The organism is Denitratisoma sp. (assembly GCA_032027165.1).
GTDB lineage: Bacteria > Pseudomonadota > Gammaproteobacteria > Burkholderiales > Rhodocyclaceae > Desulfobacillus.
This window is the reverse complement of the sequence record JAVSMO010000001.1, coordinates 2,317,472-2,343,543: the sequence shown is the minus strand read 5'-3', so window position 1 is coordinate 2,343,543 and position 26,072 is coordinate 2,317,472. Positions and strand designations below refer to the sequence as shown.

The following is a 26,072-nucleotide window of genomic DNA, read 5'->3' as shown; positions in this document are numbered from 1 at the left end:
GCCGCCATTGTAGCGGCTGCGTGCCGCACCTAGCCGGCGCAGGCCGCGCCGACGCGGTTGCGGCCGTCGCGCTTGGCCGCGTACAAGCAGGCGTCGGCCTTCGAGATGAGGTGGTCGAGGCCGGTGATGTCCCCACCGATCTCCGCGATGCCGAGGCTGACGGTGACGCCGATGTGCCGGCCCTCGTGCTCGATGGCCAGCCCGGCCACCGCCTTGCGCAGGCGTTCGGCGACGGCGGCGGCCACCTGCAGGGGCGGCTGCACCAGGGTGATGGCGAACTCCTCGCCGCCGAGCCGTCCCATCAGGTCGCCCTCGCGCAGCATGTCCCGGCAGGTGCCGGCGACGCGGCGCAGGACTTCGTCGCCGGCGGGGTGGCCATGACCGTCGTTGATGCGCTTGAAGTGGTCGACGTCGAGCATGATCAGCGCCAGGGGCTGGCCGTAGCGGTGGGCGCGGCGGATTTCCTTCTCCGTCGCGTCGAGGAAGGCGCGGCGGTTGAGCAGCCCGGTCAGGTGGTCGGTGGTGGCGAGGCGCTCCAGCGTCGCCTGGTGGTTCTTGCGCTCGGTGATGTCCTCCTGCAGCAGCACCAGGCCCTCGGGCGCGCCCTCGATCAATACTGGCGCGCCCATGACGCGCAGGCTGCGTCCGTCCGGCCGGGTCAACTCGACCACGTGTTCCTGGAAGCCGCCGATGATCTTCAGCCGCCTGCTGACATGGTCCTCGATTTCGCCGGGACCGTAGATGCCGTTGCGGGCGATCTGCCTTACCACGTCTTCCATCGGAATGCCCTGGCGGACGAAGCCGGGCGGCAGATCGAACAGGGTTTCGCTCTGGCGGTTCCAGTAGCGGCAGCGGATGGTTTTGTCCACGACCATCATGCCGAAGGGCAGGTGGTCGAGCACCGCCTGCAGGAATGACGCGGTGCGGCGCACTTCCTCTTCTGCGCGCTTGCGCTCGGTCATGTCGGTGTAGATCGAGACGAAGCCGCCGTTCGGCAGCGGCCGTCCGCGGATCTCCAGCACCGTGCCGTCGGGCCGGGTCCGCTCGAAGACGTGCGGCAGCATCTTGGCGGCGCGCGCGACCAGGGCCCGGGCCTGTTCTTCCGGGTCGCCCGGCCCGTATTCGCCGCGCCGCGCGTTGAACAGCGCCACCTTGGAAAGTTCGGGGGGATTGTCGGGATCGAACAACTCGTCGGGGAAGTTGAGTAGTTCCTTGATTTCGGAATTCCAGGCGACAAAGCGGAGATCCCTGTCCATCAGCGTCACCCCGCTCGGCAGGTTGTCGATGATGGTCTGGAATACCCGCAGCAGTTCGCCTTCGCTCAATGCCATCCACTCCCCCTTTTTCAAATACGTTGGCTGCACCGGTGCCGGCGAGCAATCATTTGCTTTTCGGAAAGATATACGACCCGCCAGCCCCTTGCCTTGAGCGGGATCGCTTGTAGCCGGATATCGCGGGCGCTGGAAAAATCCGGTGTCGGGCATCAAAAATAACTCCCGACACCATGTATTTAAATCAATAGGTTAGCGGAAATCCATCAAAAATAATTCTCCAAATCCCTCAGATTAAACTCCCGTCTGGGTGGGTTTCATCATAAATAAATCTTTTATTTATTTCAATTAGTTAGAAATCATTCCGGTTTATAGATAGCTCTGGCAAGCAACCGGAAAGAGATATATCGGCCAGCAATGTAGCAATTACACCAAATATTGTTATAATTAACTCAAGCCAAGTGAGATGTATAAAAAGGAGGGAGTTATGGCTATCCAGGCCGCTGTTACCCACAGCGAGGCCGACCGTGGCGCCGTCGCCAAAATGCTCATGAAACTGTTCGAGCATTGGCAGCTTACAACCGAGGAGCAGTTGAATATGCTGGGATTGGCGCTGGACAATCGATCCGCCCTGTCGCGTTACCGGAAAGGGGCTCCGATTGCGGCAAGCCGCGACATGGCCGAGCGCGCCGGCCATCTACTGGGGATTCACAAGAACCTAAGGTTGTTGTTCCCCCACAACCGGGACTTGGCTTATGCATGGATGCGTAGCCGAAACCGCGCCTTCGAGGGGCTCACTCCGGCCCAAACCATCAGTGAATATGGTTTTGCTGGATTACTGATGGTGCGAGCTTATCTGGACCGCGCCCGCGGGCATTGATTTGGACAAGCTCTTCTCCAGCCTGGTTATCGCGGATACTCACGATGATCTGTACCGCAACATCGTTTCTCTGAGGGTTTCAGAGGATCTTTTCGACGACCTGAGTGACGACCCGGGTGAGCGTCAAGCCGCTCAGAACCTGGAGATGGAGTGCAAGCCGCCACCCTTCGAATCGAGCGTCCCGATTATTCATCGGCCGTTCGAGGAGGCCGTCTGGAACGAGGCGATTGGCTACCCTTTTCGCAACTGGATGCGCAGCCGGTACTCGGACGGAACGTTTGGGATATGGTATGGCGCAGACCAGATCGAAACTACTGTCTTCGAAACGGTTCATCACTGGAGGCAACAGCTTCTGGACGATGCCGGTTTCAATAAACCCGGTGTCAAGGTCGACCGGAAGGTGTACCGGGTCCGTTGCGATGCGGCGCTGCTGGATTTGCGCAAGGCGGTTAGTGTTTATCCTGACCTAATCCATCCGTCAGACTACACCCTTACTCAGCAGGTTGGCGCACGCATGCATAGGGAAGGGCATCCAGGCCTTCTATCGCGCTCAGCACGGTGCGACGGGGAGTGTTATGCCATTTTGAACAAGACAGTCCTTTCGAATCCTCGCCAAGTCTGCTATCTGACCTACATCACAACGGAAACTGGGATCGCTGTTGAAAGAACCCCGGGCGAGAACTGGATGACAATTCCTCTGTAGGGATAAATTCAAATATACACACCCTGTATATTTCCCAAATCTTGAGGCATTACGGTCAAGGAGATGAAATCTCCGCAGACGCATTCAAATCTACAGAATCACGAAGTACATGCTCACAGCCGAGGCCTATCGGGTCGATTTTGGCCAAGTAAGATTTAGCAAAGGTAATCCACTCGTTTAGGGTGCCCAATTCTTTATTGTCAGAATCAGCAAGACGCCTTTCGATAGCTTCAACATAAGACGAAATCTTTCTGTAACGATGCCAAACCTCTGCATGTGCTTCGAGGTCGGCGATTAACTTTCTCTCAGTCTCCTGAGGGCTTTCACCGTTCGGCGAGGACATTTCTGTAACAGGCAATTCGTTCCCCGTCTGTTGGAGCGCATGCTTTGCAATTGCGGCCGCATGCAACCCGACCATGATTTCAGCCAGTCTTGACTCCAGACGAAACCTTGGAGTGTCGCGCCAGAGACGGGTGATACCTGCAGGAAGATTTTCCAGGATATGGAACTCGAAATGGCCGGAGCCGACACGCTTTCCCTTCGAAGCCTTCCGGCGTTTGTTACCAGACCTCAAGCGTGTTCTTTCGATTAGCTGGACCGCAAGGGTCTCGCCCAAGATGTGAACAACGGTAGCGCTCCCGCATATCGACGTCGTGATGCTTCGCTGCGAAAGGGCTTTGATCAGTGCGTCCATCAAACATAGCGCACGGTTGATCTCACGACGTGAAACTCGAATATCCAAGTGATCCTGCCGTACCTGCTCGATAAGCCCAGTGTGACCGATCACGGCTCTTTTAAAGGCTTGAGCAGTTAGGTTGATCAGGGGATCCGGTTTGTCAAGGGTGCTTGAAACAGAAATGCTCTGTCCCAGTTCACGTTCGAGCGCATATGCTTGACCGGCAGCCGCAATTAAGGGATGCGTGACCGAATGCTGCTCTGGCTGTGGAAGCCATATGAGTGGGTTTTGCTCTGGATTCAGAAGAGGGGTCGAGGCAATGCATTGCCCAGCCTTGATCTTGGCCCAGTGCCCTCTCGGTGGCGTGGGGATATTGTGCCTTTTGCAGATTTTGAGAAAGGCCACATCCGATAGGTTGTGCTTTACGGAGAGGTCTCGTATGGGGGATGACCACACCAGGCGGTAGAGCTCTTGCCGCGTGCACGGTTGCCTTTCGAGTCTAAATCGTATCCTTGAAGGTATGCGTTGGGACCACTGATGGTTCCTGGAATCTGCAGGTATATCCGATGAGTCCGGTTGTTGTTCTTTCACTACGCGTCCTCCGTAAAGTCAAATTCCATTTGCGCCGAAACTATGGCAGGTAGCTTTGAATGGTGAATCGTTTTCCATATGTTCCGAATCTCGAATTCAAAGGCCGTGCGTACAAATCCCAGTCCTGAATCGTCCATGTCATTAATCAGGTAAGAATGAATGGAGCCGAACCATTGCTCCATCAAGCTATTTGCCTTTCCCAGGCCCGAATGTCCGACCAGATCCCGTAGCGTCTTCAGATACAAATTCGGCCAGGCAATGAGATACGAGTAGGCGGCCTCGAGTATTCGGCGTGTTTCAAAGACGGTGTAACGACGCCGTGATTGACCGGCGGGCCTGCTCCCCCTGCTGGGGAGATAGACGCCCAAGTACCATAGGAGCTTGCACAGCCCGTCCAGCGACAGGTCCGACAGCCGATCAGCAATAAGGCCGGGTAGATGGATGGAAACGGGCTTCAAATCCGAAAAGAAACGCTGCAGTAGGCCGGCAACGAAGATCTCGAATTCGGTAGCCTCCTGCGTAACGATTCGGGTCAAGGGAAACCCGCATTGGCAGTGCAACAACGAAGACCGGAGTCCGGCAATGTTATGCAAGCAGGCGGGGCAGCGATCTTCGAGCAATACTTCGTGGATGGGGCAGGCATTCGACAGTGTCAGATCCCACGCTTGGCGTGCGTAGCAAAATTCGCCCAAGCATTCGGGGCAAATACGTGCGGTTTTGCCGGTCAGGAAATAATCTTTGGAAATACGTTGGTTTCCCAACTGAAAGGTGCGAATCCCCCGGCTATCGCGGGACATTCTGATCGCAAGAATTCCGAGCAGTCCCGGATCGCACGAGCAGGTTTCGGACAAGGGTAGCAGGTCCTTCTCCAGAAGATTCGGAGGCCCTTGCGGGCGCAGCATTTCCAGTATGTGTTTGGGGTGGCTTAAGTGGTTCCGTTCTGCAATGCGCATCAGAAGGCCACGGCCGGACTCATCAATGTACGGTTCGACTTCGACAGGCAGGAAATACCTGATATCGACCGAATGGCTTTTCACTATGGTTTGGCCAGAAATGGGTTGGCTATGCCCGAGCCGGACCCGAATACAGTTGAATGCGCCTGGGCCAGGATCTCACATGTGAGAGATGTACCTTGTCGAACGGCCAGCGGAATGCCCCCCATGGTCAGCTGCTTGAGGCGAGACAGGTTGCCCATGGTGCTCACATGGATCTTCAACGCCATTCCTGGCTCGCCAAGAGGCGATTCCTTTTCCAGAGGCAGGGCCTTGGCAAAACTTGCCAACAGGGATTGCCATAAAGAATCGCGACGGAAATTGTCGAATTGAATGCGAGTCGGGAGACGCACAGATATCTCGGGAAAACCGTGGATCAGGCGGTCCAGTGAGGGGGCGCCGAGAAGGGCACAGGGCAGTCCTCGCAGTTCATACACACGACAAACGAAGTTGGCAAACGCTCGCTGTACCTGTGTCCCGGCTTCGACAATCAGGTGCGCGTTTTCCAGGACGATTAGCCTGACGCCGCAGGCGATGGCAAGGTTTGCAAATGCCTCGATAGGGTTGATAGAACGGTCCAGATGCCTGGCCGGATAATTCAGGTGGCCCAATAAGGGGGTGACCACGTCATCCAGCGATGGAAGCTCGCGTAGGTCGAGTGTGAGAACTGGTATCGAGATATGACTGCCGGCAAGGCTCCGGGGGTATTCTTCAAGAAGTGCCTGGATAAAGAAGCTAATGCCGCCCCCGGCAGGTGAGGTTAATACAAGGCCACCTGGCTGCCGGAGAAGCGTGGCAAGGGGCATGAGGCTCTTGGCCGCTTGCATCGCCTCCTTCCACTTGGGATGAGGCAGCCGAATCGACTCGACGTAGCGCAGACGCATTTCGTCGGAACCCACCAGTGCCTGCTCGCGTGTCGGAACAGTCAGGAAGCTGTGGGATGAGGATGCCGCGAACCTTCTCTGAAAGGGGAGGACGGAACTATTCATGGTTGTTAGTAGAGGGCCACATCGGAGTCCAGCAGGACGATCTTGTCGCTCGGCACCATGAATTCCGTTGTGGTGTCGGGCAGTATGAGCGGGCTAGAGGGTGATGCGACTGACAGAGCCGATTCCGTACCAAACGCGCCCGCCACAGTGGCAGGCCTTCCAGCTAAGACCATCGAGCTGCTGATGACAGTCTGCTGAGCCAGCTTCTTGACTGTGGCGGAGGTATTCCTTTCCAGTTCCTCAGCGACGACAAGGCGTATCTGTTCCTTGGCGCGCGCAAGCCGATCGATAACATCTGGGGTCCAGTATTTGATCTTGGCAACCTTCTTGAAAATGCAGTGCTGCCAGCGGGTCATGCCACGATGCACATATGATCGGTCGTAGGTCTCGACTTCAATAAATTCATGCGTTCCCGGGATTTGCACAAAGATTCTTGACAGATCGTTATCGAGGAAGCGGAAACGTACCTCGAAGCCAGGACCATGCTTTTCCCGGAGCGAGACAAGTTGTGGTGAGTTGTAACGAATGTAATCTTTTGTGATTCCTTCGACTTGCAGGGTGCCCTTGTCATCCTGTGCGCAGATCAGTGCCAACTCGATAGGGCAAGCCGCATAGCGCGGAGGGGCATATTCGATTTTCTCCATCCAGCCCTGATAAGGGGAGAACTTCCGTCTCCTCTGGGGGGTCTGGTTATAGACATCAATAATCCATTTGAAAACCAGAAATACGAACGTGGAAAAACGCAGGATGGTGTCCTTTTCCGGATCGTAATCGGATCTATCTAGCAGTCCTTTGATGCCACCTGGCAGGCGATTCTCGAACTCTCGCTGCTGCTGCCCGATGTAGCCCTCGATGCCGCCCTTTAACCAGGGGCTACGGACTTTGGTGTAAATCAGGTGAGAATAGAGTTCCCGCATCATGCGCCTGAAGACGACACCATGATTGCACCGCTCGTTGTCCGAGATGAGATGCTGCATGACGCCTTCAGCTGGCCAGGGAGACTCGATGAGCCCAGCGTAACGATCCAAGATGCGATCCTTGGGAAGGATTGACTCATAAATCGTGGACAGGGCAACGAATGTTGAGGGACGGGCGAAGCTCAGGTAATAACCGGTAACCAAACCGGTTCCCTTGCATCTGCAAACAGCAACAACGGGCCTTCCCATCGGCAGAAGCATCTCGTCGTCCAGCAGGAAGGTATTGGTCCAAGCGAAGTCGAATTCCACAAATTCGTTGGGTCGCTTAGCAAAATTCTCGTGTTGAGTGCTCCTATGCACTCTGATCGCGTAATCTCTTCCATATCTCGCTTCAAGACGTTCGAAATCGGGAATTTGCTTGATCCGTCTCTCAAGGGTCGAGATTGAAGGAAGAACCAGTTCCTCCAGCGGGTAGTCTGTGCCGTTGGTACTACCAGCAGACTTTCTTACCACCCATTCCGCCTTTAACTTGGCATTCTCGGCGTTGATGAGGTTTCGAAGATGCGTGTGAGTATCCGGAACCGTATTGCGGTCCGTGTTCATATATATCTTGTCGATGGCCTGGTCCATGAGCTCCAGCACCGGACCCGTGAATCCCTTGCGGCCTCGTAGATGGTACTTGTCGATCACCTCATGCACGTCGCCCGCCGCCCTCAATTCTTCATTGAGCCATTCGCTGACCGCCCAGCGTGACGGCGGATGCCGTTCCTTTCCATTGGAGCTTTTATCCGCATACTCCGGTTCAATCGCTGGAGCCACTTCGGCGATGACGGCAGCGATCTTGTCGTGCTGCCCACTCGAGATGCCAAGTTTCTTACAGGCGGCGATGTACTCGAATTTACGGTCCAGGTCTTGTAGTTGTTTTTCCGAATAGCCGGACAAGCACCTTAGCTTCTTTTCTTCATCTATCTCGGCTAGCAGCTCTTTCGTATTCACAGTCGCCGGGATAATGATGATTTTCCTTTGATCGACGAGATCGAAAAACTCTCGCTTGGCGAAGTTAATGACCTCGCCGGTTATTTCCGAGACAAATTGGTGTCTCCAGTCCCGTTCATCTTTCTTGATGACACGCTCGTAACGCCAGATATCGTCGCGATACTTGATGACCAGATCGCGGGACAGACTGAATGCTCTCATTTGATGGGACCTCCCTCATGCTCAATGCGGGCGCTCAACGGATCGAGCAGAGAGGGCGTGGATTGTTGCTTGGGCGTGCCGATCAGATCATAGATGTGGATCTGATCTTCCGCGTTAAAGGATGGTTGGATTAGCCAATCCTTGGGGAGGGGGAGCGACAGGTCAACTTTGAGATGGCCATTGGCAATCAAGGCGTAGCAGTGGTCCGCACGTCCGTCGCAAACCGCATTTCTGAAATCGTTGAATGGGATGCAGGATGTGTTCAGGAAAGCCTGTTGCGTCCGATTGAGCAACTCGGGGGTTATCGGGATATAGCGGTAATTGGTTATGAGGGAAATATTCGAGTAACGCGGCTCCAGTTCGATCGCAAGATCGGTTAGCACGACATAGCGGGTATCGAATTGAATCTGGATGGCTTGCTGAATTCTTTTCAGGCGTATTCTGTTTTCCTTTTTATTGAAGATTTCATAAGGTTTGACCTCTACGAAAATCACCTCACCGTTGTGCAGAGTGATCCTGAAATCGGGGAAGGCTCTTTCTTCACCGAAATAATCTGAAAATGTGATCTCCTCAGCTTGTTCCTGGAGCGCTTTTACTTGCGGGTAGGATGAGATCAGCATGATCGCCTTAGGCTCGAGTTGCCCTTCGGCATGGATCTCGTCCCCCTTGAGATGCGGGTAGTTCATCACCTCAACATTCTTTTTGGGCCCGCGATTGATGATTTCCCGCTTACGCCCTCCTTTCGCAGCGGTTTTGTGCTTTGGCTTCTTAGGGTTACTCTTGCTCCTGGCCATGTTTGGGTATCCCCCTCGTTCTCGAGGATGAGTCAGTTCCGGGCTGATCGTATTCACGACAGCCGGATCGAGAGAGGAAACCAGGAAGGACTTGACTTGATAGGGGAGTCGGGCAATACTTTCCCTGCCACAGGTGTAGCCCAGCTGCACCCAAAACCGGACAGGCCTTCCTGGTTGTCCGGTTTTTTATTTGTCCATAACGCCTCCTTTCCTACTCCCTTCTGAAAAAGACTCGCTTGCGGTGGGACATCCCGTTCCGGGCAGGCGCATCAACCAGGCAGCAACGTCGGTGGTTAGGGCGTATTTCCCCTTCCTGCCGGACACGGGAAAAACACGTACCTCGATGTGATTGAGACGTAGTGCTCGGCGGAAAGCCGAGGCAGATCGATAGCCGAGCGCCCTCCGAAGAGCTTCGCCTCCCAGCAGGGGGCCAAACTCTTTAATAAGCGTTTCGGCCAAGGATGTTGAACAGTTCCGCATGAGTGGCAACTGCGCGTTGTTAGCAACTAGTGGCAACTAATATCAAAAACTGATCGTTCTGAACAGGTTCAAAATCAGTACCCGATTTCGAACCCAAATTAACCGCAAAAATATGGGAGAAGCCAATGGGAAGTCGGAAAAGTATTCAGGCAGGCTCAAGACCAGCGGAAAGAATGACAAATAAAGCGGTTCAAGCGCTTAGAGTTAAAACGTGGCACAGCAAGGTCAAGTCGCTATGCAACTATTCGAATTATCGACTTGACCTTATCTTCGATCTTGAATACCTCGCCGGGAAACGTACTGCGGAGGAACGCCAGAAAATATTTGAGAGTGCAATGGCAGGAAGGATGAGTGCGAAGCATCTCTATCCTTCCGATGGCCCAAATCTGATCCAGAGAGTAGATGAACACCCCCAGTTTGCTGGAACGGCGAGCATTTACTATTCTCCATTGTGGCTGCTGCTAGACGCGACCTCCATGAATGTATCGGAAGCGGCGGGCATAGTAGCCAATTGCTTTAACTTGCTTGGGTTGTATCGGCCAACGAGTGTAATTTGGGAACTGACCCCGCTAATTAGAATGGTTGGTAGGAACAACCCGGCTTCTGACGAGTGGTTGCAGAAGAAATTACCTACCTATGTTCGTTTAGCATTAGCACAAAAGGGGGGGAACCTCGATACTTTGGCGCTCGTTGGCGCCCTATTCAGAGAGGCATATCTCTCCTGTGTGCTTCCGGCTGCCTTGGGGTACGAGAAATTATTCTCGGAGCTACTCGATGAAGTCAGCAACCAACCTTGGTTAAAATCGACTATTCGAGACTTCTTGCCGCTTGTTGAGGAACGGGTTTTGTTCTGGCATGCCCCGCCAAAACGACAAAAGAATTTAAAAGACAAGAAAGGCTCGTCACCACCCTATGACGATTGGGAGTTCATTGTGGTCCAAAGACCCGTCTTCATTCGGGATGAAGTGATTCAGTATTTCATCGACAATGAAAATATGTTCCTAAAAGAACATCTTGATGAACTCCGGAAGCTTGAGTGAAAACCAGCTGGATCAAGCGAGTCTTGATTGTGTGCATACCAGTGGCACTCGCTTCGAAAAAATGAGGGTTGTACATCCGAAAGGGTGAGATGGGCCCATTTACATCCGAATCACCAAGGATGGACTGAAATCGCCCACCATCTCCCCCGGAACATACCCCCGCGGATTGCTTATCACCCGCGTTCCTTCGATCTCATAGACCGTCGCCAGGTGCGTATGCCCATGCACCCACAGCCGCACACGCTCCTCACCCATCAGATGATCCAGATTCGAAGCGTAAGCCGCGTCCAGCAGCCAGGAAGGCTCCTGGTAGGTGAGACTTCTCGCGCTCGGCGCGTGATGCGTCACCACCACGGTCGGCCCGTCGTGGGGCTTGAAGAGCTCCGCCTCCAGCCAGGCGCGGCTCTCTTGGTGGCGGGTGATCGCCATCCGCGGCGTGAACGGAATCAGCTTGTTCTTCCCGTAGCCCCTGTCCCGGCGTCCCGCCATGATCCGATGGAAGTCGCCCATCTTCATCCCGGCCTCCTCCATCGCCCGGACGTTCCGCTCCTCTTCATCGAAGAGCGCGAAATCCGTCCATAGCGTGCAGCCGAGGAAACGCACGCCATCAATCACCACGGCGTCGTTCTCCAGCAAATGCACCTGCGTACCCCGGCACTTCTCCCGCGCCGCTGCGAGCAGCTCCGGCATCAGCCGCTGGCCGTAATACTCGTGGTTGCCGAGGACGTAGACCACCGGCCGGCGGAACGAGGAGAGGGCCCAGGTAATCCCCTGCAGCCCGACGCCGATGTCGCCGGCGAGAACCGTGACATCGGCGTCGGTCGCATTGGCATCGATCTCGCGCGGCCAGCGGGCGAACTCTAGGTGGAGGTCGTTCAGGACGTGAAGCCGCACCCTATACCTCCACGATGAGTTCCGGATTCCAGCCCGTCCTCTCTAGCGCCCGGCCGTCCCGCACATAGCCGCGCGGATTGCACACCACCCGGCAGTCCCCCACCCGGTGGTCGGCGAAGGCGTGCGTGTGCCCGTGCAGCCACAGGTCGGCCCGGGCCACCAGGGGGTCGAGGTTGCTGGCGAAGGCCGCCGTCAGCAGGTCGTTCTGCCACCAGGGGGCGATGCTCGCCAGGCTCGGCGCGTGGTGGGTCACCACCACGGTCTTGCCGGCGAAGGGCTCGGCGAGCTTTCCCTTCAGCCATGCGCGGCTCGTCCGGTGCAGCTCCACCGTCTGCTCGGGCAGCAGATAGCCGCCCGTGCCCGTGCGGATCGTCCTGAAGTCGTTCATCGAGCGCGCCGCTTGCCGGCGCGCGGCGAACGCCGCCTCGGGCCCGAACAGATCGAAGTCGGTCCACAGGGTGCTGCCGAGGAACCTTACGCCCCCGACGACCACTTCGTCGTTGTCCAGGAAGTCGATGCCCAGATCGAGCGCCGCCTTGCGCATCTGCGCCGCCAGGCCCCGCAGGTGGGCGAAGTAGAACTCGTGATTGCCGGCGACGTAGACGATCCGTTTGTCGGCGAACGCTGTCCTGGCCCACTCCAGGCCATGGGTGTGCCGGCAGATGTCCCCGGCCAGCACGACGAGGTCCGCCGCCGCCACCGTGGAGGGCGTGGGCATCCAGTTGCTCATCTCGAGGTGCAGGTCGCTTACCGCGTATATCCTCATGATTCTTCCTTTCCTTCAATCCTCTTCCATGACCCGGGACTCGACGTGGCGGTCGCAGGCCGTCACCAACCAGCCGTCCCCGCGTCGGCGCAAAGTCCCCGGCGCACCACAGATCTGGCAGCGCGTGGAGGCCTTCTTCGCCGCCTCGGCGACGATCCCGGCGATGCGCTCGCGCGTCTGCTCGGACAATCGTGGCCGCTCTGGCTCGACCACGATGTGCGCCAGGCTGTCCGGACCGATGAAGTCGAGGTAAACCCCGCCCTCGTTCCAGTACATGCGCAGCCCGCCGAACTTCTCCTTGATCTGCCGCCAGCGGAACAACGCCTTCTCCTCGTTCGTGAGGAGGGCGTCGATCCGCCGGCAGGCCTCCTCGATCGGCCCGAACCAGCCCGGATCGATGGAGATCATGTAGTTCGGCAGATCCTCGAACTGCTCCGGGAAGCGCCGCTTGAGCAGCGCCGCCCGGTTCTTCCAGGTATTCATGGGACACCTCTCGTTTCCGTTCAAATGAACCCCATGCGTCGGGACTCCCGGCGCATCTCCAACTCCAGTCCCTCGACCCGCACGGCCTTGCCCGCCAGGCGGTCCCGTGCCATGCGGCCGATGGCCGTCTGCAACACGAGACCCAGCTCGCGCGGGCTGGCCACGGCGCCCTCCAGGAGCGCCGGCGGCGGTTCCCCAGGCAGCTGCCCGCCGAGGCCGTAAGTCTCGATCAGCCGCCGGTACTGCCTGCGGCCGATCTGGCGCAGCTCGCAAGCGGTCGGCCGGCGCACTTCGAACACCACCAGGCGGCTTTGGATCGGCGCCGGCAGGCGCTCGAGATCGTTCGCCGTCGCCACCCAGGAGAACCAGCCGGCGTCGATCGGCAGCTCGGCGAACTCGTCCGTGAAACGCCGGGCGCTCTCCGCTTCCAGCAGGGCGTAGAGACAGCCCAGCGGGTCGTACCTGGAGGACTCCACCGCCTTGTCGATCTCGTCCAACAGGAAGACCGGGTTCATCTCCCGCCCCAAGAGCAGGGCGTCGAAGACCGCCCCCTGTTTGCCGTTGCCCCAGAAGCTGGACAGCCCGCCCAGACTCCCGCCCTGCGTGGCGTGGCCGAAGGCCACCTCGAAGCGGCGCACCCCCAGGACCTCGGCCAGCCGCTGCGAGAAGGCCGTCTTGCCGATGCCGGCTTCTCCCAGAAGCAGCACCGGCAGCAGGCGCAGCCGGCCGTTGCCCAGCTTTGCGATGGCCACCTGGGCGGCGTAGTGCTCCGCCACCGGCGCGAAGTTGGGAAACTCCTCGGCGAGAAGCTCGATCGCGGCCGGTTCCGGCGCCTGCGCGAAGCGTCGGTTGAATCCCGAGCGCGGGACGTGGCCGGCGATCAGGTTCTTCCGGTCGGCGTGATCGCTGTTGCTCGACCGCGCGACGCGTTCGGCCGCGTCCAGCCAGTCGCCGAAGTCGACCCAGGGCAGCTCTCCTTCGCCAGGCGTCCTCCGGACCAGATGGGCGAGCCTGCGCACCAGCGGATAGCGCCAACCGGCCTCGCGGAACTTCTTGATGCCGATAGCCGTGACCTTCTGCAGCAGAGCGGCCGCGTCCTCCTCGTCGTCGAGGAGAACGCGTGCGATGCGGGCGGGGTTCGCTTCGCCGTGGGCCCGGCTGTCTGCGTAGAGATAGGCGGCGAGAAGATGGCGCAGGGTCTCGTCCTCGGGCGCGCCGAGGACGCGTCCGGCGAGCTCGAGCAGGCCCTGCCAGCCCTTCTCGTGGGAGACCAGGAGGCGCGTCTTCTCGCCATTGCCGAGATCGACGCGCGCCACCGTCAGCCGGCGCGGCAGCCAGCCCGGTTCAACCCGAAAGCGTTCCATCTTCTTCTCCCCGGCCTTGTGGGCCTCAAACGGACGACGGCCATGGGTAACAGCCGTCGCCAAAAACAAAAAACCCCGCGACATGCGCGGGGTTCTCTGGAAAAAACTTCTCCTATGCGATCACGTCACCCCGGCGGACGCGCGCGAGCCGGCACCGCGACGATGACAGTCGCGGCGCTGAGCGGATTGGATTTGAAGTTGATGCACATGCGAAACAAGATACCGGATCGGCGAAGGCGCGCGCAAGGAATTTGTGCCGGGAATCCGTCTTCGCGATCGAAATACAACAATCGACTGATAGCATATGCTGTCAACCGATATCGTCGGTCGCCGGCATTGGAAATCGATGCGTTCGCGCATCGGGAACTCGGGACGGCGGGACGCGATCAATCCTGCACCTACTCGACAACAAGGAGCGAACATGAAGAACAGGATGCCGAAACTCTTTATACAGAGCGGGCGTGAAGTGAAGGAGCTGAGGCAGAAGCTGCGCCTCAACCAGTTGGAGTTCTGGGGACCTCTTGGCGTGACCCAGTCGGGCGGCTCGCGCTACGAGTCCGGGCGCGATATGCCGAAGCCGGTGCGGATGCTGCTGCATCTGGCTTATGCACCGGAGAAACAGGCAGGGGCGATGTTGGAGTATTTGAGAGGGCGCGGAAAATAGAAGAGCTTATCTAAATGAAGCCAACCATGCACCCACTACATCCGGGCTGCTAGGCCGCAGGTCACTCGAATAAATCGTCTTGATCTACATGAGATCGCGGTGGTTTCCTGTACTCGTCAGGAACTTGATCGAGTTGGTCAGCATAGAGGGTTTCACCCTCTATGGATTCGCAGAAGTAAGGTGGCGTGGGCCGGGGAGATGTCGCAACGACAAATCGACCGCGGTCGAGCTATCGATTACGCCATTAAAAGGGCGTACTTCGAAACTGTAAATCGCAAAAAGGGCCTGCAGGCGCAGGAGCCTCAAAATCAGTATTCTAACCAGGCAGCTCCGCCTGGATTGCTTAGCGATTTGTGGCGATTGATCAAGCGCTGGCTTGGTTATTGATGCCGTGGAGATGCATGGTTCTATGTTGTTGTATATCAAGCGGCAAGGTTATGCACCACAAATCAATAACTCGGCATAGATATGCTTCTTGGCGTTTGGCAAAAAATATCCTACGGAATTTAAATTCCCTAATTCGGCAACGATATGGTTCCGATTGCCGGCAAGAATATAGTTCCCGGGACATGCAATGCGATTCCGGTCGAGCATCGGTCCTGTTTCTTCAGAAACTCTTTGGAACCCTCAGCTTGCCGGCAACACTATCTCGAAACGAGTCAAACAATTTACCGATCTGACGCTTATCGTACCCTGATGCGCCTCGACAATTGACTTGGCGATAGCTAACCCCAACCCGGCGCCTTCATGCGTCCTTTGACGAGACGCGTCGACCCTATAGAAGCGGTCAAACAAGCGGGGTAGATGTTCGGGCGGAATTGTTTCACCCGGATTCTCGATTGCCAGACGGATATTCCCCAGAGCCGGAAGGTCAATGCGCACATTGATTGCGTTGCCGCGCGGTGTATGCCGAATGGCATTCGAAAGCAAGTTGTCGAGCGCACGGCGTAGTATCGATTTGTCGCCCCGCACCAAACCATCGCCTTCGAGTTCGAGATGAACTCCCCGCTCTTCCGACAGCGCGCTGTAATAGTCGAAAAGCTGCCGCACTTCCTCGGCAAGGCTGACCGGCTCGCTTTGCGGTACGATCAGACCGTGATCCGCCTTCGCCAGGAACAGCATGTCGCCGATCATGCGGGCGAGCCGGTCGTATTCCTCCAGGTTCGAATAGAGCACTTCACGATATTCATCGGCCGAGCGTGTCTTGGTAAGGGCTACCTGGGTCTGGGTCATCAAATTGCTGATGGGTGTGCGCAGTTCGTGGGCCAGATCCGAGGAGAAATCCGACAGGCGGCGGAAGGAATCCTCGAGCCGGCCGAGCATGTCGTTGAAGGCGACCGCCAGCTTCGTCAATTCGGCCGGTACGGTATCGAGCGGCAGCCGGTTTTCCAGCCTGCTGGCGGAAATGCCGTGCGCCACGCGCGCCATGTCGCGCACCGGCGCTAGTCCCCGGCGCGCTGCGGTCCAGCCCAGCAGCGCCGTGAGCAGGATGCAGACGACGACGGCAAGCCAGAGGCTTTTGCGGAATGCCGCCAAAAACTCCAGGTGGTGGCCGATATCCAGAGCGAGGGCGACCGTGAAGGGGGGGGCATCCGGCATGCCGGTCTGCGCCAGTGCGACGATGCCTCTGTAAGTCTGTCCTTCCGATGACCACACATGCGGCTTCGACGGCTTGCCGGCTTCCTGGCCGGCGCGGCTCTGCATGAGCGGGGCGAGCAGCGCCGCATCCGGCGTGGCGAACAGCGTTCGCGGTCCCAGCTCGGCGACCGAAACGGTAAGACCGTGGTGCCCGACGAGGGCATCTTCGATGCGTTGGGCGGTGGCGGCCAGTTCGTCCGGCGAGTGCGCTTTCGAGAGGGCGTGTCGGATCAGCGTCAGTTTGCCCTCGAATTCGTGCTGATCCTGCTCCTCGAAATGCATCTCCACGGTGGCGCCGACCCAGTAGGCGATCGCCAGGAGGACGAGAGTCGAGGCGGTTGAGAAGAACAGCGTGAGCCGGAAGGTGATCGACCTCGGGCGCATCACGCCGCTTCCGGGACTTCGAGGACGTAACCCATGCCGCGGACGGTGCGGATCAGCTTGGGCTCGAAATCGTCGTCGATCTTCGCCCGCAGCCGCCGCATGGCAACTTCGATGACATTGGTGTCGCTGTCGAAATTCATGTCCCAGACCTGGGAGGCGATCAGCGAACGTGGCAGCACCTCGCCCTGGCGGCGCAGCAGCAGTTCGAGCAGCGCGAATTCCTTGGCGGTGAGATCGATGCGCTTTCCGGCGCGCGTCACCCGGCGCCGCAGGAGGTCCAGATCCAGGTCGGCAACCTGGAGCAGTTCAGGTTCCTTGGATTTGCCCCGGCGCAGGAGCGTGCGCACCCGCGCCAGCAGTTCCGAGAAAGCGAACGGCTTGACGAGGTAATCGTCCGCGCCCAGTTCCAGTCCCTTCACCCGGTCTTCGACCTGGTCGCGGGCGGTCAGGAACAGCACGGGCATGTGCCGCCCCGCCTGCCGGATTTCCCGCAGCACCTGCCAGCCGTCCAGTCCCGGCAGCATGACATCGAGCACCACCAGATCGTAGTCGTCGGTCAGCGCCAGGTGCCTGCCGTCAACCCCGTCGCGCACCAGGTCCGCCACGAAGCCGGCCTCGGACAGGCCCTGCTTCAGGTAGTCGCCGGTCTTTTGCTCGTCTTCGACGATCAGGATTTTCATCGCATCCCTTGTGGACGTGGTCACGTGGGCCAATTGTGCATGCGCGGACCCCCGGTTTTCGAAGATTACAAACTTGTAATGCTCCTGTCAGCTTTTAGTTGGGTGGCTGAAAGCATCATGCCCACCATGAACAAGGGAGGACAAGCCCCGATGAAAACGCAGTTTCAGAGAAGACTCATGCCCGCTTGCGGGCGTGATGTCGGAACTAAAACAATACCGATGCTGCTGGCCGGGCTGGCAATCGCCTGGCCGGTGTATAGCCAGACGCTCGGCGAGGCGCTGGAGCAGGCCTGGACACGCCACCCGCAGGCAGCCGCTGTCTCGGCACGCGAGGATGAAGCGCGGGCCCGCGCCGACGTGGCGGCCGGTATCACCCCCGGCCCGGCCTCGCTGTCCCTCTCCAGCCTGAACGATCGGCTCAATCGCAATCGCGGCAAACAGGAATGGGAGGCCGAAATGGCCGTTCCGCTCTGGCTGCCGGGGCAGCAGTCGGCGCGCGTCGCCGAGGCGGAGAGTACGTTCGCGGAAGTCGCCGCCCGCCGCGCTGCCCTGCGTCTGCAGATCGCGGGTGAGGTGCGCGAAGCCTGGTGGGCCGTTGCCGACGCTCGCAATGCCCGCGACCTGGCCAGGCGTCGGGCGACGACGGCCGGCGCGCTGGAGGCGGATGTGCTGCGCCGCTTCAAGGCCGGCGATCTGGCGCGGATCGATGCCAATCTGGCGCAAGGCGAACGCCTTGCCGCGGAAGCGGAATCGATCGAGGCGGAGGCCGCGCTGCTGCAGGCGGAACAGCTCTACCGCAATCTCACGGGCGCCGCCGCGCCCTCCGTGCTGGCGTCGGAGGCCGTCATTGCGGCGCGCGAGCCGGCGGAAAACCATCCGCAACTGTCTGCAGTTGCCGCATCGGCCCGGACGGCACGCGCCAAACTCAGGGTCGCCGAGGAAACCCGCCGCGATGCCCCGGAGATCGCGCTGCGCGTGGTGCGCGAGCGGGGAGAGTTCTCCGAGCCTTACGCCAACATGATCGGCGTCAAGCTGACGATCCCCTTCTCCTCCGGCGCGCGCGTGCGCCAGGAAAACGCCGCCGCCCGCGCCGAGGCATCCCAGGCCGATGCCGAACTGGCGCTGGCCCGGCTCAGGCTGCAGCTCGACACGGAAAAGGCCCGCCTCGATCTCGCTGCCGCGGAGCGCCAGTTCGCCATGGCAAAGGAACGCCGCGAACTGACTGCCGACAACCTGCGCCTCGCCGAGAAGGCCTTCTCGCTCGGCGAATCGGACCTGACGACGCTGCTGCGCGTGCGCGCCGGCGCCTTCGAGGCCGAGGCCTTCCTCAACCGTCAGCAGGTCGCGCGCGCCGCGGCCCAATCCCGTCTCAAACAAATTCTGGGGGTTCTGCCTTGAAGCACTTCATTTCATTCATTGCGGCGGCTTTCCTCGCGTCGGCCGCCTGGGGGCATGGCGGCGAGGATCACGGCGAGGGCGCCGCGCCCGCCCTGGCAGGCGATGTCGCGCCGCGCACGTCCGCCCAGTCCGAAGACTTCGAACTGGTCGCCGTGCTGGCGGCGGGGAAGCTGACTCTCTATCTCGATCGCTACGCCGACAACGCGCCCGTGCCCGACGCCGAAATCGAGATCGAAAGCGGAACCTTCAAGGCCGTCGCGGCCCAGGTTGCACCGGGCGTGTATTCGGTGCCGGGCCAGGCCTTCTCTCAACCCGGCAAGCACCCGCTGACGATTTCCGTGCAGGCGGGCGATGCCGCCGACCTGCTCACCGCCACGCTCGACCTCGCCCTGCCGGCAGCCGGTGTCGAGCATGCCCACGGCTGGGGCGAATGGACGGTGTGGGGCGCCTCGGGTGTGCTGCTGCTGGCCGGCGCCGGCCTCGTCGCCGTGCGCCGTCGCAAGATCAACCGCAAACACTGAGGGATGGAAGCGATGTCTCGAATGAATCTTGCGGCCGTTGTCACGGCCGCCCTATTGGGGCTTGCCGCAGGGCGGGCCATCGCCCACGGCGACGAGGATCACAGCCAGGACAAGAAGCCCGCGGCCGCCGTCAAGCCCGCTGCGGCCGGGGCGCTGCCCGCCGAAGCGACGGCGGCGCAGCGGCTCCCCGACGGCAGCCTGTTCGTGCCGAAGGCGGTGCAGCGCCAGCTCGGCCTGCGCCATGTGGTGGCCGAAATCAAGGATCTGGCGGCGACCGTCGAATTCAACGGCAAGGTCATCGCCGACCCGAACGCCGGCGGGCGCATCCAGGCGACCCAGTCCGGCCGCATCGAAGCCGGGCCGAAAGGACTGCCGACGCTGGGACAGAAGGTCTCCAGGGGACAGGTGCTCGCCTTCCTGCGCCCCACGGCATCGAGCATTGAGCGCGGCAACCAGCAGGCGCAGTTCGCCGAGATCGATGCGCAGCTCGCCATCGCCGAGCGCAAGCAGGCCCGCTATGAGCAGCTTGAGGGCGTCGTGTCGAAAGCGGCCATCGAGACGGCCCGCTTCGAGGTGGCGTCGCTGAAGAAGCGCCGCGCCGCCGTCGGCGCCAGCATTGGCGCAGCGGAACCGCTTGTCGCGCCGGTGTCCGGCGTGATCGGCGCCGCCAGCGTGGTGGCCGGCCAGGTGGTGGAGGCGAAGGAGATCCTGTTCGAGGTGATCGACCCCGCGCGCCTGGCGGTGGAGGCGCTGGCCTACGATGCGGCGCTGATCGAGGGCATCGCCCGTGCCTCCGCGCCGCTGCCCGGCGGCGCGCTGGAATTGCAGTTCGTCGGCGGCGGCCGGCAATTGCGCGAACAGGCCATTCCCTTGCTGTTCCGCGTCGTTCCCCCTCACCCCCAGCCCCTCTCCCGCGAGGGGAGAGGGGAGCACCCCAAGGGTACTTCCTACGGGGCGCGTCGTGAGTCGCTGCGCGATTCCAATTGGACGGCTCCGGTGGCGGTCGGCCAGCCGCTCAAGGTGATCGCCCAGACCTCGCGTACCGTCAAGGGCGCGGCGCTGCCGCAGGCCGCGCTGGTGAAAGTCAGTGCCGGCGAGACGGCGGTGTGGGTGCGCGACGGGGCGGAACGCTTCGTTCTGCGCAAAGTGAGCGTGGCGCCGCTCGACGCGGCCCGCGCGACGGCGATTTCCGGAATCAACAACGGCGAACGCATCGTCACCGAAGGCGCCGGCCTGCTCGCCCAGGTCAGATAGCCATGTTCGAACATATCATCAACACCAGCCTGAAACAGCGGCTGATCGTCGTCGGCGTGTCGCTGCTGCTGGTGATCTACGGCGCGCTGACCGTGCGCCAGATGCCGGTGGACGTCTTTCCCGACCTCAACAAGCCGACGGTGACGCTGATGACCGAGGCCGGCGGCATGGCGCCAGAGGAGGTCGAGCAGCTCGTTACCTTCCCCGTCGAGTCGAGCATGAACGGCATGCCGGGCGTCACCCGCGTGCGCTCGGTCTCCGGCGTCGGCCTGTCCATCGTCTATGTCGAGTTCGAGTGGGGCTCGGACATCTACCGGAACCGCCAGCAGATCGCCGAGCGCCTGAACCTGGTGCGCGAGCAGCTGCCCGAAGGCATCGTGCCGCAGCTTGGGCCGATCTCCTCCATCATGGGAGAGATTTTGTTGATCGCCCTGCCGGCGGATCCGGCCAAGGTGAGTCCGATGGCGGTGCGCGAATACGCCGACTGGGTGATGCGGCCGCGTCTGCTGACCATACCCGGCATCGCGCAGGTGATCCCGATCGGCGGCGAGGTGCGGCAGTACCGCGTCGAGCTCAAGCCGGCGCAACTGCAGGCGCTCGGCGTCGAGCGCGAGAAGCTGGAGGGCGCACTGAAGGACTTCGGCGCCAACACCAGCGGCGGCTTCCTCGAGGCGCAGGGCCGCGAATACCTGATCCGCCAGATCGGCCGCACCAGCCGCATCGAAGATTTGCAGAATCTGGTGGTGGCGGTGCGCAGTGGCCAACATGGTGGCCAGCCGATCCTGCTCAAGCAGGTCGCCGAGGTGAAGCTTGCACCGGCCATCAAGCGCGGCGACGCCGGCTACAACGCCAAACCGGCCGTGATCCTTTCCGTGCAGAAGCAGCCCGCCGCCGACAGCGTCGCCCTGACGCGCGAAGTCGAGCGCGCCATGGCCGAATTGTCGAAGTCCTTGCCGCAGGGCGTCGAGGCGCCGCAGTTCCTCTTCAAGCAGGCGGACTTCATCGAGCATTCGGTGACCAACGTCGAGGAGGCGCTGCGCGACGGCGCCATCCTGGTGGCGGTGATCCTCTTCCTGTTCCTGCTCAACGTCCGCACCACGCTGATCTCGCTGACGGCGATCCCGCTGTCGCTGCTGGTGACCGCGCTGGTGTTCCGCTATTTCGGCCTGTCCATCAACACCATGACCCTGGGCGGCCTGGCCATCGCCATCGGCGAACTGGTGGACGATGCGGTGGTGGGCGTGGAGAACGTCCTGCGCCGGCTCAAGCTCAATCGCGATCTGGCCGAGCCGCGACCGGTCGCGGAAGTCATCGCCAGGGCGACGCTGGAAGTGCGCTCGGCCATTGTCTACGCCACCTTCATCATCGTGCTGGTGTTCGTGCCGCTGTTCGTCCTGCCCGGCATCGAGGGCCGCCTGTTCACGCCGCTCGGCGTGGCCTACATCGTCTCCATCCTCGCCAGCATGATCGTCTCGGTCACCGTCACGCCGGTGCTGGCCTACTACCTGCTGCGAGATGCTGGAACCGCCGCACACGGCGGCGGTTGGATGAAGCAATTGCACGCCGGCGACAGTCCGCTGGTCACCCGGCTCAAGCGCTGGGACGCGAAGCTGCTGCATTGGTCCTTCGGCCGCAGCCGCGCGCTGCTCGCCGGCGCGGCGGCGGTGGTCGTACTCACCGCCGCCAGCATTCCGCTCTTCCCGCGTTCCTTCCTGCCGCCGTTCAACGAAGGCACGCTGACGGTGAACGTGCTGCTCAATCCCGGCACCTCGCTCGCCGAGTCGAACCGCATCGGCACCCTGGCCGAGAGAATCGTGGCGGGCGTGCCCGAAGTCACCAAGGTCGGCCGCCGCACCGGGCGGGCCGAATTGGACGAGCACGCGGAGGGCGTCCATTACACGGAAATGGACGTGGACCTGAAAACGTCCGAACGCAGCCGCGAGGCGATCATCGGCGACATCCGCGCGCGCCTGGCCGTGCTGCCGGCGGTGAGCAATGTCGGCCAGCCCATCTCGCACCGCCTCGACCATCTGCTCTCCGGCGTGCGTGCCCAGATCGCGCTCAAGGTGTATGGCGACGACCTCGACACCCTGCGCGGCCTGGCGGCCGACCTGCGCGCGCGGCTGGCGAAGATCCCCGGCGTCACCGACCTGCAGATCGAGAAGCAGGTGCTGATCCCGCAGATCAAGATCCGCGTCGATTACGAGCAGGCGGCACGCTACGGCGTGGCGCCGGGTAATCTGTTGCGTTCCCTCGAGCAGATGATCGAGGGCGAGCGCATCACGCAGATCGTCGAGGGCAATCGCCGCTTCGACCTCGTCGTGCGTCTGCCCGAGAGCGGGCGCGGGCTGCAGGAGCTGCCGAACCTGCTCATCGAGACGCCCGGCGGGCATGTGCCCCTCTCCCGCCTGGCGGCGATCGAGGACAGCGACGGACCGAACCAGGTCAGCCGCGAGAATGCGCGCCGCCGCATCGTCATTTCCGCCAATACCGACGGCCGCGACATGTCGAAAGTCATCGCCGACATCCGCGCCGAGATCGCCGCGCGGCCCCTGCCCGAAGGCTACTTCACCGCCCTCGAAGGCCAGTTCCAGGCCCAGGAGCAGGCGGCGCGCCTGATCGCCCTGCTGGCGCTGGTGTCGCTGACGATGATCTTCCTGGTGCTCTACAGCCGCTACCGTTCGATGGCGCTGACGGCCATCATCATGGGCAACATTCCGCTGGCGCTGGTCGGCAGCGTCGTCGCCCTGTGGATTTCCGGCCAGCCGCTTTCGGTGGCGGCGCTGGTCGGCTTCATCACGCTGACCGGCATCGCCACGCGGAACGGCATCCTCAAGATCAGCCATTACATCAACCTGTGCGCCTTCGAGGGCGAGCAGTTCGGCGACCACATGATCGTGCGCGGCTCGCTCGAACGCCTGACGCCGGTGCTGATGACGGCGCTGGTGGCCGCTTTCGCCCTGGTGCCGCTGCTGCTCTCGGCCGATGCGCCGGGCAAGGAAGTGCTGCATCCGGTGGCGGTGGTGATCTTCGGCGGCCTGGTGAGCTCCACGCTGCTGGACACGCTGCTGACGCCGGTGATGTTCCGGATGTGGGGCGAGAAGCCCTTGCAGCGGCTGCTGGCCATGAAAGAGCAGGAAAGTTTTTAACCGCAACATGAAAGGAGACATCATGAAACGCATCGGATTCCTCGCCGTCCTGACGGGACTAGTGCCAGTCCTTGTTTCTATGGTACTGACTTTTGCCGCAGGCGCCGCCCTGGCCCACGACGACGCCTATCTGGATACGCAGAAAGCCCCCAACAGCGGCCAGTTGCGCATGGCCGGGCCCTACCACTACGAGCTGGTGCTGGCGAAGAACGCCACGGCGGCGCAGGAAAATCCGGTCGTGGTCTACGTCACCGACCATGCCGGCGCGAAGATCTCCACCGCGGGCGCCAGCGGCAGCGCAACGATCCTTGCCGGGAAACTAAAGGCCACGGCCACGCTCAAACCGGAAGGCGAGAACATGCTGAAAGGCTTCGCCAAATACGCGTCGTCGCCTGACACGAAGGTGGTGGTGTCCGTCACCCTGGCCGGCAAGCAAGCCGAACAGGCGCGCTTCACCCCGCTCGCCGTCGCCAAGGACGGGCATACCGACCACAAGCATTGATGCCCCGGCAACGATGAACCGATTTGAGATTAGACCCGCATGAAACCTGATTATTTGCCGGTTACCCATTTGCCGCGCCGCCGATTCGTGCAAGGCTTGGCGGCGGGCGGCGTTCTGCTCGGCTTGTCGTCTGTCGTCAAGCCGGGCTGGGCAACCAGCACCAAAGCGACCAGCCGCGGCGCACCGGTGCTCAGCGGCACCGAATTCAATCTTGTTATCGCAGAATCAACGGTTAATTTCACCGGCAATCTGCGCATGGCCACCACCATCAACGGATCGATCCCGGCGCCCACGCTACGCTGGCGAGAAGGCGATACGGTCACGATACGCGTGACCAACAATCTGCGCGAAGATACTTCCATTCACTGGCACGGAATCATCCTGCCGTTCCAGATGGACGGCGTGCCAGGTATCAGCTACAAGGGCATCGCACCGGGAGAAACCTTCACCTATCGGTTCAGGGTCGAGCAGAGTGGCACCTACTGGTATCACTCGCACTCCGGCACGCAGGAACAGACCGGAATGTACGGCGCCATCGTCATCGAGCCGTCCGGTGGCGAGACGATTAAGGCCGATCGCGACCACGTGATCCATCTGTCGGACTGGACTGACGAAGATCCGATGCGTGTCTTCGCCAAGCTGAAGATGCAGAGCGATTACTACAACTATAACCGGCCAACAGCGGCGGACTTCTTCGGGGACGTGTCACGCAATGGCCTCAAGGCTGCGATCGACAAGCGCAAGATGTGGAACGAAATGCGCATGAGTCCGACCGACCTGGCCGATCTCTCGGCCGTGACGCTCACTTATCTGATGAATGGCACGACACCCGCCGGCAACTGGATCGGGGTGTTCCGTCCGGGCGAGCGGGTTCGGCTGCGCTTTATCAACGGCGCGGCCAATACATTCTATGACGTACGGATCCCCGGGCTCAAGCTCACCGTGGTGCAGGCGGATGGCCAGTACGTCGAGCCGGTGACGGTCGACGAATTCAGATTTGGGCCGGGTGAAACCTACGATGTGATGGTGGCGCCGAAGGACGATGCCTACACGGTGTTTGCCCAGACGATGGATCGCACGGGTTTCGCGCGCGGCACCCTGGCCGTCCGCGAGGGGCTTGAGGCGCCCGTGCCCAAAGTCGACCCTGCTGAATGGTTGACCATGACCGACATGATGGGCGCGATGGGTGGAGGCATGGCCAGCATGAGCCATGGCGGGTCAGATGGAATGGGTGGCATGAACCACGGCGGAATGGCCATGGACCACAGCAAGCACGCCATGCAAGCCGGGATGGCCATGGGCGGTAAACTGGCCAAGCCGAGTACGCAGGCGCGCCACGCGAAAACCGAATATGGCCCCAGCACCGACATGCGGGTGGACATGGCGCGCACCAATCTGGATGACCCCGGGGTTGGCCTGCGCAACAATGGGCGCCGCGTGCTGACGCTAGCCGATCTTCACACCGTCGACGGTTCGTTAGACTCGCGTGGCCCCGAGCGCGAGGTCGAACTGCACCTGACCGGCAACATGGAACGTTACACATGGTCGCTCGACGGCCTTGAGTTCGGCCGGTCCACGCCTCTGCATTTCCGCTATGGCGAGCGGCTGCGGGTCATTCTCCACAACGACACCATGATGACCCATCCCATGCACCTGCACGGCATGTGGAGCGAACTGGAGCAAGACGGTGGGGGCTTCCAGGCACGCCGCCACACCATTCCCGTGCAGCCGGCGCAACGTATCAGCTTCCTCGTCACCGCCGACGCGCTGGGCCGCTGGGCCTGGCATTGCCATCTGATGTTCCACATGGATGCGGGCATGTTCCGCGAAGTGGTGGTGGCATAA

At 60.7% G+C, this 26,072-nt stretch carries 22 protein-coding genes; 10 read left to right on the top strand and 12 right to left on the bottom strand.

Annotation, left to right across the window (positions count from 1 at the left end; translation table 11 throughout):
• Window positions 1-29 precede the first annotated feature (29 nt).
• Window positions 30-1,331: a PAS-domain containing protein gene (locus ROZ00_11440; protein ID MDT3736831.1), complete on the bottom strand. Its 1,302-nt coding sequence runs from the start codon at window positions 1,329-1,331 to the stop codon at window positions 30-32.
• A 427-nt stretch (window positions 1,332-1,758) separates the two neighbouring features.
• On the opposite strand from ROZ00_11440, the gene ROZ00_11435 reads away from it, so the two are divergent.
• Both ROZ00_11435 and ROZ00_11430 read left to right on the top strand, forming a co-directional pair.
• Entirely contained in the window at window positions 1,759-2,151 is a 393-nt protein-coding gene (locus tag ROZ00_11435) for an MbcA/ParS/Xre antitoxin family protein (protein ID MDT3736830.1), read from the top strand.
• A 1-nt stretch (window position 2,152) separates the two neighbouring features.
• Entirely contained in the window at window positions 2,153-2,854 is a 702-nt protein-coding gene (locus ROZ00_11430; protein ID MDT3736829.1) for an RES family NAD+ phosphorylase, read from the top strand.
• A gap of 55 nt (window positions 2,855-2,909) precedes the next feature.
• On the opposite strand, the gene ROZ00_11425 is transcribed toward ROZ00_11430, so the two are convergent.
• From ROZ00_11425 to ROZ00_11405, 5 genes are all read right to left on the bottom strand, one after another.
• A complete protein-coding gene (locus tag ROZ00_11425) occupies window positions 2,910-3,935 on the bottom strand; it encodes a hypothetical protein (protein ID MDT3736828.1) in 1,026 nt (341 codons plus the stop codon).
• Between the two features lie 185 nt (window positions 3,936-4,120).
• Window positions 4,121-5,158: a TniQ family protein gene (locus ROZ00_11420; protein MDT3736827.1), complete on the bottom strand. Its 1,038-nt coding sequence runs from the start codon at window positions 5,156-5,158 to the stop codon at window positions 4,121-4,123.
• The gene (locus ROZ00_11415) at window positions 5,158-6,012 is read right to left on the bottom strand and encodes a TniB family NTP-binding protein (protein ID MDT3736826.1); all 855 of its coding nucleotides are present in this window, start codon (window positions 6,010-6,012) and stop codon (window positions 5,158-5,160) included. Before ROZ00_11415 ends, ROZ00_11420 begins: the two co-directional genes overlap by 1 nt.
• Before the next feature lie 95 nt (window positions 6,013-6,107).
• The gene (locus ROZ00_11410) at window positions 6,108-8,216 is read right to left on the bottom strand and encodes a hypothetical protein (protein ID MDT3736825.1); all 2,109 of its coding nucleotides are present in this window, start codon (window positions 8,214-8,216) and stop codon (window positions 6,108-6,110) included.
• Window positions 8,213-9,010 carry a hypothetical protein gene (locus ROZ00_11405; GenBank protein ID MDT3736824.1) on the bottom strand — a complete coding sequence of 266 codons (798 nt, stop codon included), beginning with the start codon at window positions 9,008-9,010 and terminating at the stop codon, window positions 8,213-8,215. The genes ROZ00_11410 and ROZ00_11405 overlap by 4 nt, the downstream gene beginning before the upstream one ends.
• Before the next feature lie 605 nt (window positions 9,011-9,615).
• Between ROZ00_11405 and ROZ00_11400 the strand changes: the two genes are divergently transcribed.
• Window positions 9,616-10,530, top strand: a complete 915-nt coding sequence (locus ROZ00_11400) for a hypothetical protein (GenBank protein MDT3736823.1) — start codon at window positions 9,616-9,618, stop codon at window positions 10,528-10,530.
• 99 nt (window positions 10,531-10,629) lie between these two features.
• Here the strand turns inward: ROZ00_11400 and ROZ00_11395 are convergent, their stop codons facing one another.
• From ROZ00_11395 to ROZ00_11380, 4 genes are read right to left on the bottom strand one after another with little or no spacing between them, the layout of a single operon-like run.
• The gene (locus ROZ00_11395; protein MDT3736822.1) at window positions 10,630-11,424 is read right to left on the bottom strand and encodes a metallophosphoesterase; all 795 of its coding nucleotides are present in this window, start codon (window positions 11,422-11,424) and stop codon (window positions 10,630-10,632) included.
• 1 nt (window position 11,425) lies between these two features.
• A complete protein-coding gene (locus ROZ00_11390) occupies window positions 11,426-12,190 on the bottom strand; it encodes a metallophosphoesterase (GenBank protein ID MDT3736821.1) in 765 nt (254 codons plus the stop codon).
• Between the two features lie 15 nt (window positions 12,191-12,205).
• On the bottom strand, window positions 12,206-12,673 hold the full coding sequence (locus ROZ00_11385; GenBank protein MDT3736820.1) for a hypothetical protein: 468 nt from the start codon (window positions 12,671-12,673) through the stop codon (window positions 12,206-12,208).
• Between the two features lie 20 nt (window positions 12,674-12,693).
• Window positions 12,694-14,037 carry an AAA family ATPase gene (locus ROZ00_11380; GenBank protein MDT3736819.1) on the bottom strand — a complete coding sequence of 448 codons (1,344 nt, stop codon included), beginning with the start codon at window positions 14,035-14,037 and terminating at the stop codon, window positions 12,694-12,696.
• A gap of 421 nt (window positions 14,038-14,458) precedes the next feature.
• Between ROZ00_11380 and ROZ00_11375 the strand changes: the two genes are divergently transcribed.
• Window positions 14,459-14,701 (top strand): hypothetical protein, encoded by a 243-nt coding sequence (locus ROZ00_11375; GenBank protein MDT3736818.1) that lies wholly within the window; start codon window positions 14,459-14,461, stop codon window positions 14,699-14,701.
• A gap of 627 nt (window positions 14,702-15,328) precedes the next feature.
• Here ROZ00_11375 and ROZ00_11370 read toward each other — a convergent pair.
• Complete coding sequence (locus ROZ00_11370; GenBank protein ID MDT3736817.1) at window positions 15,329-16,723, bottom strand: heavy metal sensor histidine kinase; 1,395 nt, start codon at window positions 16,721-16,723, stop codon at window positions 15,329-15,331.
• Window positions 16,723-17,403, bottom strand: coding sequence for a heavy metal response regulator transcription factor (locus ROZ00_11365; GenBank protein MDT3736816.1), 681 nt, complete (start codon window positions 17,401-17,403; stop codon window positions 16,723-16,725). Before ROZ00_11365 ends, ROZ00_11370 begins: the two co-directional genes overlap by 1 nt.
• A 219-nt stretch (window positions 17,404-17,622) precedes the next feature.
• Between ROZ00_11365 and ROZ00_11360 the strand changes: the two genes are divergently transcribed.
• Genes ROZ00_11360 through ROZ00_11335 form a run of 6 tightly spaced genes read left to right on the top strand, consistent with a single transcriptional unit; the run spans window position 17,623 to window position 26,072 of the window.
• Window positions 17,623-18,801, top strand: a complete 1,179-nt coding sequence (locus tag ROZ00_11360; GenBank protein MDT3736815.1) for a TolC family protein — start codon at window positions 17,623-17,625, stop codon at window positions 18,799-18,801.
• Complete coding sequence (locus tag ROZ00_11355) at window positions 18,798-19,322, top strand: hypothetical protein (protein ID MDT3736814.1); 525 nt, start codon at window positions 18,798-18,800, stop codon at window positions 19,320-19,322. Before ROZ00_11360 ends, ROZ00_11355 begins: the two co-directional genes overlap by 4 nt.
• A 21-nt stretch (window positions 19,323-19,343) precedes the next feature.
• Window positions 19,344-20,576, top strand: coding sequence for an efflux RND transporter periplasmic adaptor subunit (locus ROZ00_11350; GenBank protein ID MDT3736813.1), 1,233 nt, complete (start codon window positions 19,344-19,346; stop codon window positions 20,574-20,576).
• Between the two features lie 2 nt (window positions 20,577-20,578).
• On the top strand, window positions 20,579-23,725 hold the full coding sequence (locus ROZ00_11345) for an efflux RND transporter permease subunit (GenBank protein ID MDT3736812.1): 3,147 nt from the start codon (window positions 20,579-20,581) through the stop codon (window positions 23,723-23,725).
• A gap of 22 nt (window positions 23,726-23,747) precedes the next feature.
• Window positions 23,748-24,227, top strand: coding sequence for a hypothetical protein (locus ROZ00_11340; protein MDT3736811.1), 480 nt, complete (start codon window positions 23,748-23,750; stop codon window positions 24,225-24,227).
• 39 nt (window positions 24,228-24,266) lie between these two features.
• Window positions 24,267-26,072: a copper resistance system multicopper oxidase gene (locus tag ROZ00_11335; protein ID MDT3736810.1), complete on the top strand. Its 1,806-nt coding sequence runs from the start codon at window positions 24,267-24,269 to the stop codon at window positions 26,070-26,072.

What these genes read in the sequence shown, in the direction of transcription:
- ROZ00_11440 (MDT3736831.1), bottom strand. Translation starts at nt 1,331, where the DNA reads ATGGCATTGAGCGAAGGCGAACTGCTGCGGGTATTCCAGACCATCATC.
- ROZ00_11435 (MDT3736830.1), top strand. Translation starts at nt 1,759, where the DNA reads ATGGCTATCCAGGCCGCTGTTACCCACAGCGAGGCCGACCGTGGCGCC.
- ROZ00_11410 (MDT3736825.1), bottom strand. Translation starts at nt 8,216, where the DNA reads ATGAGAGCATTCAGTCTGTCCCGCGATCTGGTCATCAAGTATCGCGAC.
- ROZ00_11405 (MDT3736824.1), bottom strand. Translation starts at nt 9,010, where the DNA reads ATGGCCAGGAGCAAGAGTAACCCTAAGAAGCCAAAGCACAAAACCGCT.
- ROZ00_11400 (MDT3736823.1), top strand. Translation starts at nt 9,616, where the DNA reads ATGGGAAGTCGGAAAAGTATTCAGGCAGGCTCAAGACCAGCGGAAAGA.
- ROZ00_11390 (MDT3736821.1), bottom strand. Translation starts at nt 12,190, where the DNA reads ATGAGGATATACGCGGTAAGCGACCTGCACCTCGAGATGAGCAACTGG.
- ROZ00_11385 (MDT3736820.1), bottom strand. Translation starts at nt 12,673, where the DNA reads ATGAATACCTGGAAGAACCGGGCGGCGCTGCTCAAGCGGCGCTTCCCG.
- ROZ00_11380 (MDT3736819.1), bottom strand. Translation starts at nt 14,037, where the DNA reads ATGGAACGCTTTCGGGTTGAACCGGGCTGGCTGCCGCGCCGGCTGACG.
- ROZ00_11375 (MDT3736818.1), top strand. Translation starts at nt 14,459, where the DNA reads ATGAAGAACAGGATGCCGAAACTCTTTATACAGAGCGGGCGTGAAGTG.
- ROZ00_11370 (MDT3736817.1), bottom strand. Translation starts at nt 16,723, where the DNA reads ATGCGCCCGAGGTCGATCACCTTCCGGCTCACGCTGTTCTTCTCAACC.
- ROZ00_11365 (MDT3736816.1), bottom strand. Translation starts at nt 17,403, where the DNA reads ATGAAAATCCTGATCGTCGAAGACGAGCAAAAGACCGGCGACTACCTG.
- ROZ00_11360 (MDT3736815.1), top strand. Translation starts at nt 17,623, where the DNA reads ATGCTGCTGGCCGGGCTGGCAATCGCCTGGCCGGTGTATAGCCAGACG.
- ROZ00_11350 (MDT3736813.1), top strand. Translation starts at nt 19,344, where the DNA reads ATGAATCTTGCGGCCGTTGTCACGGCCGCCCTATTGGGGCTTGCCGCA.
- ROZ00_11345 (MDT3736812.1), top strand. Translation starts at nt 20,579, where the DNA reads ATGTTCGAACATATCATCAACACCAGCCTGAAACAGCGGCTGATCGTC.
- ROZ00_11340 (MDT3736811.1), top strand. Translation starts at nt 23,748, where the DNA reads ATGAAACGCATCGGATTCCTCGCCGTCCTGACGGGACTAGTGCCAGTC.
- ROZ00_11335 (MDT3736810.1), top strand. Translation starts at nt 24,267, where the DNA reads ATGAAACCTGATTATTTGCCGGTTACCCATTTGCCGCGCCGCCGATTC.